The 12,001-nt window shown below is 39.2% G+C and carries 9 protein-coding genes; 1 reads left to right on the top strand and 8 read right to left on the bottom strand.

Annotation, left to right across the window (positions count from 1 at the left end):
* Positions 1-3: 3 nt before the first annotated feature.
* The 8 genes from LBYS11_RS07145 to LBYS11_RS07110 all read right to left on the bottom strand — a co-directional run bounded on the left by LBYS11_RS07145 (position 4) and on the right by LBYS11_RS07110 (position 10,689).
* On the bottom strand, positions 4-1,398 hold the full coding sequence (locus tag LBYS11_RS07145; protein ID WP_054550731.1) for a spore germination protein: 1,395 nt from the start codon (positions 1,396-1,398) through the stop codon (positions 4-6).
* 153 nt (positions 1,399-1,551) lie between these two features.
* A complete protein-coding gene (locus LBYS11_RS07140; RefSeq protein WP_054550730.1) occupies positions 1,552-2,925 on the bottom strand; it encodes an amino acid permease in 1,374 nt (457 codons plus the stop codon).
* A gap of 255 nt (positions 2,926-3,180) precedes the next feature.
* Positions 3,181-3,390 carry a hypothetical protein gene (locus LBYS11_RS07135; protein WP_016995612.1) on the bottom strand — a complete coding sequence of 70 codons (210 nt, stop codon included), beginning with the start codon at positions 3,388-3,390 and terminating at the stop codon, positions 3,181-3,183.
* 45 nt (positions 3,391-3,435) lie between these two features.
* The gene (locus tag LBYS11_RS07130; protein WP_103117731.1) at positions 3,436-4,950 is read right to left on the bottom strand and encodes an NCS1 family transporter; all 1,515 of its coding nucleotides are present in this window, start codon (positions 4,948-4,950) and stop codon (positions 3,436-3,438) included.
* Between the two features lie 124 nt (positions 4,951-5,074).
* Positions 5,075-6,337 (bottom strand): NAD-dependent dihydropyrimidine dehydrogenase subunit PreA, encoded by a 1,263-nt coding sequence (gene preA, locus LBYS11_RS07125; RefSeq protein WP_048389894.1) that lies wholly within the window; start codon positions 6,335-6,337, stop codon positions 5,075-5,077.
* Between the two features lie 193 nt (positions 6,338-6,530).
* On the bottom strand, positions 6,531-7,898 hold the full coding sequence (locus LBYS11_RS07120; RefSeq protein WP_054550728.1) for an NAD(P)-dependent oxidoreductase: 1,368 nt from the start codon (positions 7,896-7,898) through the stop codon (positions 6,531-6,533).
* Between the two features lie 98 nt (positions 7,899-7,996).
* Positions 7,997-9,400, bottom strand: coding sequence for a dihydropyrimidinase (hydA, locus tag LBYS11_RS07115; protein ID WP_048389890.1), 1,404 nt, complete (start codon positions 9,398-9,400; stop codon positions 7,997-7,999).
* Between the two features lie 44 nt (positions 9,401-9,444).
* Positions 9,445-10,689 carry a Zn-dependent hydrolase gene (locus LBYS11_RS07110; protein ID WP_054550727.1) on the bottom strand — a complete coding sequence of 415 codons (1,245 nt, stop codon included), beginning with the start codon at positions 10,687-10,689 and terminating at the stop codon, positions 9,445-9,447.
* 140 nt (positions 10,690-10,829) lie between these two features.
* Between LBYS11_RS07110 and LBYS11_RS07105 the strand changes: the two genes are divergently transcribed.
* Complete coding sequence (locus LBYS11_RS07105; RefSeq protein ID WP_048389885.1) at positions 10,830-11,999, top strand: PucR family transcriptional regulator; 1,170 nt, start codon at positions 10,830-10,832, stop codon at positions 11,997-11,999.
* Positions 12,000-12,001 lie beyond the last annotated feature (2 nt).

The raw sequence follows: 12,001 nt of genomic DNA, 5'->3' as shown, positions 1-12,001 counted from the left end.
ACACTATTTTTTCTGTACTTTTGAAATACCAGTCTTACTTCTTATATATTTAGTTGGAAATCGGATGACACTATCCAATAAATCGCTTGGCTTTCTTGGAATAGCAGGTGTCATATAATGCGTTCCTAAGGATTTGAGACTTAATAAATGGTGGATTAACCACGCAAAGGCGAGCATCTGTCCAAACAAGCCAAATAAACCTGCTGATAAGATAAAAATATAACGAATAAATCGGCTAGTATTACTCATTAAGAAAATAGGCGGTAAGAAGGAAAGTAGTGCTGAGGTAGCGACTAACACAATGAGTATATTACTTAGTAATCCAGCTTCTACGGCCGCTGTACCAATTACAATACCTCCTACGATACCAATGGTTTGTCCGACTTTGGCAGGCATTCGAGAGCCCGCTTCTCGTAAGACTTCAATTATAAGCTCGATAAATAATACCTCAATCAGTGGTGGAAATGGTACCTTACTTCTTGATTCTTGAAGATTTAGTAATAATTCGTATGGCAAAATTTCTGGATGAAAGGTTAAGGCTGATATATACATTGGTGTAATCATGATCGTTAAGAAAAAACCAAAAAAGCGCAGCATCCTTAATAAAGATGCTGTTGTCCAACGGTTGTAGTAATCCTCAATCGACACGAACATTTCAAAAAAAGAAGTGGGACAGACAATGGCTAGTTGACTATTATCCATAAAAACGACGATTCTACCATCCAGAAGATAACGGCAAATACTATCTGGACGGACTGTCATGTAATATTGAGGAAAGGGCGATAATGGATTATCCTCAATTAATTGCTTCAACACGGATATATCCGTAAATAACGGATAATCTACCTGGTCAATACGGTTTCTTAAATCATCTAAATTTTCATGGCTCACGATATTATCCATATACATAATCGATATTTTAATATTGGCTTCTGACCCAACAATTCGGTTTTCATTTTTTAGCATGGAGCTTTGAATCCGTCTTCTCACTAACGATATATTCGTTTCCAGTGATTCTGTAAATGCATCCTGTGGACCAATTACAGTCGACTCTGTTTCCGTATCCGTAATGGCCCTTGTAGGCGCACTATACGTATCGATACTTAATAGGGCGTTGGTTTCGTGAAAAAAAAGAAGGGTTTGCCCAGCATTCAATTTTTTAACGACACCTTTCACATCTTTCGGGTCCACATATTGAGCCATTTGATGAATTTGTTTCAAATTATTAGCTAGTGGAATCGTCACCATGGTTTGTAAGGTCATTTTTTCGATGAGTGAGGAGAAATAAATGACCGTCACATCCCCTTCTTCTGTAGCGATCATTTTCAGTTTTACGTCATCGACTTCGTTAATCTCCTGCTTTAATTTAGTGACAATCTGCTCGGGTATCTCGTTCATTTTTGCTCCACCCCTTTTGTTCCGATAAATACCAGTCCATATCATTCATTTTTTAGTAGTTTGCCTTTTTATCATTTAATTATGTAAAAATTGTGCTAGCAAAAATAGCCATACAAAAAGGATGCATCCCAATTAGAGATACATCCTTAAAGGTTATTCTATAGAATCTTTGCTGTATCGGTTTTTACCAATACCAAATACGTAGTAGCTAATGGTTACAAGAATCAAGAAAATAATGCCCACTATTAATGACACGCGTGTATCATCATTGAACCACATGCCGACTAGTACCATGATTAAAAAGATAATTGTTACATAGTTTGTAATCGGTGCGAACGGCATTTTAAAAGGATGCTTTGCTAGCTGCGCTTCCTTTACTTTTCTAAAACGAATTTGACTTATTAAAATGATAAACCATGGAATCATCCCTGGTAAAACACTTGCACTATACACATAAACAAATAAGTTTTCAGGGGCAATATAACTTAAAATAACACCAACGACTAAGCCAACTAATACGCCCGCTGTTCCAAATAAAGGCACACCATTACTAGAAAGCTTTGCGAAAAATTTTGGTGCTTGTCCATTCATAGCAAGTGTATATAACATACGTCCAGCACTATAGATTCCACTGTTACACCCTGACATTGCAGCTGTGATGACGACGAAATTAATAATACCTGCGGCAGCTGTGATACCTACCTTAGCAAATGTCGCAACGAAAGGACTACCAATTGTGCCAAGCTCATCCCAAGGATACACTGTAACAATGACAAAGATTGCACCGATATAGAAAATTAAAATACGCCAAATAATGCTTTGGATGGCATTCGTAATCGTTTGTTGAGGATTTTTTGCTTCTCCTGCTGTAATCCCAATGAGCTCCACCCCTTGATAGGCAGCAACGACTAAAGATAAGGCAAAGAAAAATCCTGTCCAGCCACCTGTAAAGAAGCCACCGTGACTCCAAAGATTGGATAAGCCGATTGCTATTCCATCATTGCCAAAGCCAAAGAAGATGAGTCCGACCCCTGCAATAATCATTAAAATAATCGTAACAATTTTAATCATCGCAAACCAGAATTCAAATTCTCCAAACGATTTGACAGAAATGAAGTTTGCCACACCCAAAATCACCATTGCAATTAGACCAGGTATCCAAGCTGGTAATTCTGGATACCAATATTGCATATACGTTCCTACTGCTATAATTTCAGACATCCCAACAATAACCCATTGGAACCAGTTACTCCACGCTGTTAAATACCCTGCTAAAGGATGAATATATTTATAGCCAAATGTGGCAAAAGAGCCTGTACTTGGCTCCATATAAAGCATCTCACCCATTGCCCTCATAATGAAAAAAATAAAAATACCTGCAATACCATAGGCAAGGAGTACAGAAGGTCCTGTCCATTGAATAGCACTTGCTGAGCCCATAAATAGCCCAACACCAATCGTACCGCCAAGTGCAATCATTTGAATATGACGTGCTTCTAATCCTCTTTTCAATTCCTTATTGGCCACTCCATAACGCCTCTTTTCCTGTTGTTCTTTCTACGATGTTTTTACTTTAAAATAATAATCAATTTTTCTAAAAAGACAAATGTATTTTTAGGAAAAACAAAAAATATTACTATTTTAATAGAATAACAAAAAATAGGTAATAACGACGATTTAATTGATGTTTGTACGAAATATGATGTTACTTCAACATAATTAAAATCAGAAAATTCAAAAAACTCTATTCCGTTCAAGTCGAAAGGAATAGAGTTTACTTCGTTATTGTAATAAAGTTTGTTCCTGTAATTTTGCAGAAAAGTATTTACGTGCATCTGCTGTTAGAATTTGTAGCAAAGTCACTTCTTCTTGACGTGCAAACTCTACAAACATCCCACTTAAATTTTCGTAGACATATTTGATTTTAAAGCCACTATCTAAATAATGATCTACTTTTTGAATTTCCTCTGTGCTTTGTTGGAATTCAGACATGCCATCACCTCACCTTCTTTTGAAAATGTCTTGATGTTGTCTCACTTACTCGGCACCCTTCATCTCTAACAGAGGATCTGGTTGCTCCACCAGTTCATCTTCATCCGGAGTCGCCGTTGGAGCTGTTGGCTGGCCAAATATTTCGTCTAAATTATGTCCGACAGTAATACCTAAATATTTGGCATCACTTGGATCATCTAGCTCAGCTTGTGGATACTTTTTAAACCACCAATACTTCGCTAATACATAATATACAATCGCGCCTACAGCAAACCCTACTAAAGAAGAGTAAGTTGAAAATATATTGGCAACTGCACCACCGATTACCCAAGCGATTAATCCAGCCATATTAAAGCCCTTATAATATTTAAATTGCCCATCTAATTCATAAAGCTCTTTTACATCTACGCGCCGTTTACGAATCAGGTAGTAATCAGCAAATAAAATACCTACAATCGCTGTTAAAATACCGCCAATGATTAATAGGACATTGACCATGACATCAAATAGACTCCAGGGCTGTGCAAGAATACCAATAATCCCTGCAATAACTACCCCTACCCAGAATGGCACTTTCGGTCCACCGATATTAGAGAAAATAGTAGCTGCTGGTACAACGTTGGCAGAGGTATTTGTCGACCATTGTGCTAATACAATCATCAGCAATAGAATTCCAAGAATAAAGCCGCTTGCACTTTGCTGTAAGGCATTAATTGGGTCTGCCGAGGCAACTGCCATATAGCAAACTGCACCAATCGTAACAATGAATGTGTTTGTAATGGGCATGACAATTAAAGAGCCTACAAGCTGTGTTTTATTACGCTTGAACCAATTACGCTCATTTTTGGGTGCTTTAAAGAAACGGGACAAGGATGGCATATCTGCTGCTAAGGTTGCCCAAAAGCCCATATTTGCCATCACCACTACCATAAAGGCGGTAAAAGCAGCGAAGCCTGTTGTTGGGGTTTCCACCCACGTCCAAATATTTTTTCCCTGAGATGTTGCATTATCTGCCAATGTGTAATACATCCAACAAGAAATTAAAATTATGACAGGGGCTGCTAAATCAGCAAAACGCTCAATGGATTTAATACCAAGAGATGTATTAAAGAGTTGAAGCGCTGCAAACACAAGGAAGCAGATAAACCAATTATCAAAGCCAAACAATAAATTTAAAATTCCGTTTATCGCTAATGCACCAAAATACGTATTCAAACCAAACCAACAGGCAGCTGTAACACCACGTACAAGGGAAGGTATATGAGTACCGAATGTGCCAAATGGTGCACGCATATAAACAGGGAAAGATAATCCATGCTCTATTCCGATGTCACCAATTAACGTCATAAAGACGCCAATTAAACAAGAACCTACCAATGTTGCCACAATCACCATTGGTAAGGATAAATTCATGATAGCCGAACCACCAATGGCAAAAGCCGCTAATACAATTGCCATTCCTATCCAAATCACCGCAAAACCAAATGTTCCAATATTTCTTTGTTGATGTGTCACTGGAAGTAAATCTGGGGATTTTAAATAATTCCCTTCACGTTCCATAATGTTTCTCTCCTTTTTTTCTAATTTCCGTGACAACCTACTTGAAGTGCCTTCCTTCACCCAAAATGCTGAAGGAAGGTGGAATTTCGATTTTAATCTTTATTCAAAAATGAACAACGGTCCTTTATTTTGATAGACTGCTAAGAAGTGATTGGCGTTCATTCCATGTCATTGGCGGAATTGTAGATGGGCGTTCAACCATTGAAATGGCTCCATCGACAGGACAAACAATTGAGCATAAATTACAGCCTACGCAGTCTTCCTCACGAACCTTTAGCATTGGGCGACCATCCTCCGTATAAAGGTCAATACATTGATGGGATGTATCCTCGCAAGCAATATGACACTTATTGCAATTAATACAAACATCATTATTAATTTCTGCGACAATTTTATAATTTAAATCTAAATCACCCCAGTTTGAATACCTTTGTACAGAGCGACCAACTAAATCCATGACTGAAGCTAAACCTTTATCATCTAAGTAGTTATTCAGCCCATCAATCATATCCTCCACAATACTAAAGCCATGATGCATTGCTGCTGTACATACCTGTACGCCTGTCGCACCCATTAAAATAAATTCCGCTGCATCTTGCCAATTGGAGATCCCCCCGATGCCCGAAATCGGTACATTGACTAATGGATTACGAGCACATTCTGCAACCATGTTCAGTGCAATTGGTTTAACTGCTGGACCACAATAGCCCCCATGAGCTCCTTTTCCAGCCACATGTGGTACTGTATTCCAAGAATCTAAATCAACACCAGCTAAACTGTTAATCGTATTAATCATACTCACAGCATCTGCTCCACCTCGTGTTGCCGCTTCCGCCGTCACGGTAATATCCGTAATGTTGGGCGTTAGTTTAACAATAACAGGTGTACGCGCCGCTTCCTTTACCCAGTACGTTTGTTTTTCCACCAATTCAGGGACTTGACCAGAGGCAGAACCCATGCCTCGTTCTGCCATCCCATGTGGACAACCAAAGTTAAGCTCAAGACCATCAACCCCCACATCTTCTACTCGTTTCACAATTTCATGCCATTTTTCTTGCTTTGGTTCCACCATTAACGAGGCAATAATTGCGTGATTAGGAAATTTCTTTTTCGTCTCATAAATTTCTTGTAAATTCACTTCTAATGGTCGATCCGTAATTAATTCAATATTGTTAAAGCCTGCCACACGTTGGCCATTATAGCTAACTGCTGCAAAACGGGAAGACACATTTAAAATCGGTTCTCCTAACGTTTTCCAAACTGCGCCACCCCAGCCCGCTTCAAATGCACGTTGTACTTGATAGCCTGAATTCGTTGGTGGAGCAGATGCTAGCCAAAATGGATTCGGCGATTTGATGCCCGCTAAATTAATGCGTAAGTCTGCCATATAAGTTCCCCCTCTATCCGTACTAACAATCTTTTGTCAACTGAAAGCATAGTGCCAGATACAGGCTGTATGACCTCCATTTCAAAACATAGGCTAATGTAATCATTCAGATGGGGGATTAACAGCCTGTATAAACCCGATTGGTGAATCTAACAATCAGTGGAGGAAGAGCCTCCCTGATTGAAGGTTCACTTTATGCAATCTCACTTGGTTTTCTTAAACATTCATGAATCTTATATGCTGCATCTTTTCCTTGCTGTACAGCGGTCACTACCATCGCTTCACCCTGTCCATTACCAAAGACAACATCTCCACATGCAAATACTTTGTCATTGGACGTTTGCATTGTTGTCTCATCAATGTCTACGACACCATTTGTATGAGCTAAACCAAAGGCTTCAATTAACGATACAAAACGAGTTTGCCCGATGGCTTTAATAACAGCATCCACTTCAATGATAAAATTGGAGCCCTTTACTTCTTCAGGGCGTTGTCGACCATCAGGACCTGCCTCACCAAGCTTCATTTTCACACATTCAATGCCTGTCACCTTTCCTGCTTCATTGCCAATAATTTTTTTAGGTGCAGTTAGCCATTTAAATTCCACACCATCCTGCTTGGCAAATTCATATTCAAATTTGTATGCTGTCATTTCTTTTTCTGTTCTACGATAGAGAATTTGTACATTATCTGCGCCTAAACGCACCGCACTTGTAGCACCGTCTATCGCCGTGTTTCCAGCACCGATTACGGCTACTCGTTTCCCTACAATATCATTTGTAAGCGGTCCCATTTTTGTTTTTCGAATAAACTCAATAGCATCATGTACCCCTTCTAAATCTTCCCCATCAATGCCCAGATTTGGGACAGCACCCATACCGACAGCTAAAATCACACTGTCATACTGAGCCAAAATTTCATCAGCAGAAATATCCACACCTACAGCTGTATTCGTTTGAATGTCCACACCGAGCTGTTCAATCTGCTCTACTTCCCAATCTACGACATCATTTGGTAATCGGAATGCTACAATCCCATAGCTTCCTAAGCCCCCTGCCTTCGCTTCAGCCTCATAAATAGTTACTTGATAGCCTAAACGACTGAGCTCACGAGCTGCCGACAAACCAGCAGGACCTGCCCCTACAATGGCTATTTTCTGTCCATTATGTGGACCTGCCTTAAATAGCTGAGCATTGGTTTCCATTGCCCAATCCGTTGCATAACGTTGTAACTCACCAATTTTAATTGGCTTTGTTGAAGAATTTAAGACACACGCCCCTTCACACAGTTCTTCCGTTGGACAAACTCTTGCACAGCTTGCACCAATTGGGTTTGCTTCTAATATAGTCGTAGCAGAACCCTTCATATTACCAGATGCAATTTTTTTTATGAAATTTGGTATTTGAATACTTGTTGGACATGCTTTAATACATGGTGCGTCATAGCAATACAAACAACGATTGGCTTCCTCAATAGCCTCATTCTTTGTCATCTTACCTTTTAATTCCACAAAATTACGTCTAAGCTGCACGGTCATTGCATTTTCTTGAATCGGAACCATTTCCACATCCCCCTCATGTGTTCATTTTTTCCGTACCCTAATTACGAAACCGATTGTTTTGCTCTCCAGTCAAAACAATCGGTCTATCCTGTAGGAAGCTAAATGTTTAGAGCTTCCGCAGTTACTGTTTTTAATGGACGTTTAATGTATCGTCCACTGCCAAGTACACCTACAAATTCTTTATTTTTAATGACATATTCCCCACGTACGAGTACACTAACAGGCTCACCTGTTACTTCCCAGCCTTCATATGGGTTATAGTCCACATTCATATGATGTGTTTTAGCTGAAATTTGACGCTGTGCCTCTGGGTCAAAAATGACGATATCCGCATCTGAACCAATTGCAATCGTTCCTTTTTGCGGGAATAAGCCAAATATTTTTGCGGCACTAGTAGAGATCATATCAACAAATTCATTGATGGAAATTCTGCCTTTTGCCACGCCCTCAGAGTATAAGATACTGAAGCGGTCTTCAATGAATGGTCCGCCATTTGGAATTTTCGAGAAATCATTTAAGCCTAATTGCTTTTTACCTTTAAAGCTAAAGGAGCATTGGTCTGAGCCAATCGTTTGTAGCTGTTTTGCCTTTAAGGCATTCCATAAATGTTCTTGATGATATTTAGGACGAAGTGGCGGTGACCAAACATATTTGGCTCCTTCAAAGCCTGGTTGCGCTAATGCGGATTGATCGAGCGTTAAATACGGTGGACAAGTTTCACCATAAACATCATAGCCCTTTTCACGAGCGGCAATAATTTCATCTACCGCTTCTTTACAAGTCACATGCACCACATAGAGCTTCGCACCAGCTATATGCGCTAATTCGATAGCACGCTTTGTTGCCTCTCCTTCCAATTCCGCTGGACGAGTTAGTGCATGATAGATCGGTTCCTTATGTCCAGCACGTCTTGCCTCCTCTACTAGCTCATCTATAACAGAGCCATTTTCACAATGGACCATCACTATCGCACCAAGATCCTTAGCGATTTTAAAGGCTTTAAATAATGTACGATCTGTGGCTTGGAATTCTTTTGCATAAGCCATGAAGACTTTGACAGAAGTAATGCCCTCTTGCTCTAATAATTGTGGTAATTCAGCTTCGGTTTCAGGTGTTAGATCACCAATCATCAAGTGGAAGCCATAGTCAATAGCAGACTTTCCTTTTGCCTTGTCGTGCCATTTCTCTACGGCTGTCGATAATTTTTCTTCTCCTGCTGTTAAACAGAAATCTAAAATAGTAGTTGTCCCACCAAAAGCCGCTGCAATGGTGCCTGATTTCCAATCATCATCCGTCACCGTGTTATTGAATGGCATGTCTAAATGCGTATGGGGATCAATGCCACCAGGCAATACGTACTTGCCTGTAGCATCAATAATTTCAGCGCCAGCATCCGTTAAATTTTGTCCAATTTGAACAATTTTACCGTTCTCAATTAAAATATCTGCCTCAAATACATCAGCAGCAGTTGCTACTCGTCCACCTTTAATGATTTTTTTCACTATGCCTCTCACCCTTCATCACAAAATTAGAGAATGCTTGATAGTTAATGCAGTGTATATGTTTCGCCCATACTAAACTTCGTTTGTAGCGTTAACACCGTTTCCAATAAAATATCTGCGCCCTTTGCACAATCTTCAAAGGCTGTTTCCTCTTCTTCACAATGACTCTTCCCTTGAATGCTTGGAACAAAAATCATCGCGGAAGGAACCATACTTGCCATATACTGTGCATCATGTCCAGCGCCACTAAACATACGATGAGATGAATAGCCAAAGCTTTGACAAGCTCTTTCTACTTCATTGCAAATCGCACTATCAAAATACACGGTATCTCTGCCCCATAACTTGACAGGCTGAATATGGCATCCGCCCGCTGTCTCAGGAAGCGCGTTGAGAATATCCTCAACCTGTTGCATGACCTCTGGCTTTTGATGACGTGAATCAATTGTAAATGTCACCTTATTTGGGATAACGGTATGAATATTCGGGGAAACATTCATACGACCAAAAGTAAAAACAAGTTGTTCGTCAATTTTTCCTAATTGTTCATATAGCTCTTTAATGATGGTTGATGCCACAATCATTGGGTCTTTACGCATTGACATTGGGGTTGTACCTGCATGGTTTGATTGCCCACTAATTGTAATTTCATAGCAGACCATGCCTAGCACACCTTCAACCACACCAATTTCCTGCTGTTTTGCTTCTAATACTGGCCCTTGTTCAATATGCAATTCGATATAAGCAAGTGCCTCCTTCAGACGATTGGCTTGCTCTCCCTCATAGCCACTTGCTTGTAAAGCTTGTTGAAAACGAATGCCGTTTTTATCCGTAGATTGGAGCATTTTTTCTTTGTCAAATTTTGAGGTGATGACGCCTGAACTCATCATGGCTGGATCAAAACGTGCCCCTTCTTCATTCGTGAAATTGACAATCGTAAGAGGAATGTCCACTTCGATATCATTTTCCTTTATTGTTCGAATGGCCTCGATCGCTGTTAGTACACCTAACACACCATCAAATCTTCCACCTTTTTCTACTGAATCTAGATGGGAACCCATGACAATGGGTGGCACATTCTTTTTACCAGGAAGAGTGGCGTAAATGTTGCCCATATCGTCCACCTGAATATCCATTCCTAACGTTTTGCAACACTCACAAAAATAGTTTCTTGCTAATACATCCTCATTCGAAAGAGACAAACGTGTGACGCCACCATTTTCGGTGGCCCCAAATTGACTAAATTGTTCAATTAACTCTTGCAATCGTCTACTATTACATTTATACATATGCAAGTCCTCTCTTTCACAGTAGTTAATAAACATTCTAAAATAGATAAAATTTGTGAGATATGGATAGTAAACTAAAAAAATATGTGCAACTGCACATCATATATGGTAAGTTATGTTCATAATTAAGGGGGGAACGTATGGGGACGATTCGTAAAATTGTAGAGGGAGTTCATTTCCCAATGCTCACATTAGTCGCTGGACATAGTGGTACGTATCGCAGAGTTACTGGTATTAATGTTGTGGAAAGCAGTGATTTAATCATGTTTTGTAGACCCAATGAATTAGTCGTCACAACAGGTATTAATTTAGATGCGCAGCAAGACTCCTTGGAACATCTTGTCAAACAGGCATACACAAAAAAAGTAGCTGGCTTTATCATTAATACAGGACCATTCATTCCTAGCATTCCAGAAGCCGTCATCTCTTTTGCCAATCAACATGATTTCCCAATTTTTCAAATGCCATGGAATTATCGCATTGCTGATCTATTAAAAACTACCTTTCAATTTATTGCCAATCACCATCAAGAGCTTTCTATCGAAGAAAAGGTTCTTTTCAATCTACTATTTCATTACAAACAAAACACTAACACAATGAAAGATCAACTAGCACAGCTAGGATTTCCTCAAGGAAGAGAATTAGCGATCATAACTTGTACAACCATTGGCTCCAAAGCAGCTATTGACCGTTATGAGGTCATGATCCAATTCGCTTTTCAAAATCGCTATCAACGCTTCTTAAAATTAAAGCATAAAAATCACCTCATCTTTTTAATTGATAAAGCACAAATCAATACACCTAATATACCCTTCTCAAAAGTTGTAGAAGAAATCTATGAAAAAATCACGCTAAAAAATGGTTACTTGGATATTATTATAGGCAAAGGTAACTTTCATAAAGAGCTAGAAAATGTTCGCCAAAGCTATGATGAGTCCTTAACCGTCATCCATTTAGCACAGCTTCATAACAATCGTTATTTGTATAAATACAAAGAAATCGGTGCCTATAAAATATTGATGGCTGTGAAAAATCAGCCCCTAATGAAATCGTTTAGTCAGGATATTTTAGGACAACTTTACCGCTATGATGAACTACATGGGACAGACTATGTACCTTTTTTACGTATTTTTGTTGAGGAAAATGGCAGTACAAGCAGGATTAGTGAACGTCAATTTATACATCGAAACACCGTCCTCTATAAAATTAAGAAAATTGAAATGCTATTAGATATGGACTTAAGCAATCCCTTTACGAAGACTAATTTGTATATTGCCTTTTTAATTGAGGATGTCTTAATGCATCAATAGCC

Source organism: Lysinibacillus sp. YS11, from assembly GCF_002896375.1.
Classification (GTDB): domain Bacteria; phylum Bacillota; class Bacilli; order Bacillales_A; family Planococcaceae; genus Lysinibacillus; species Lysinibacillus capsici.
This window is presented reverse-complemented; position numbering and strand designations above follow the sequence as displayed.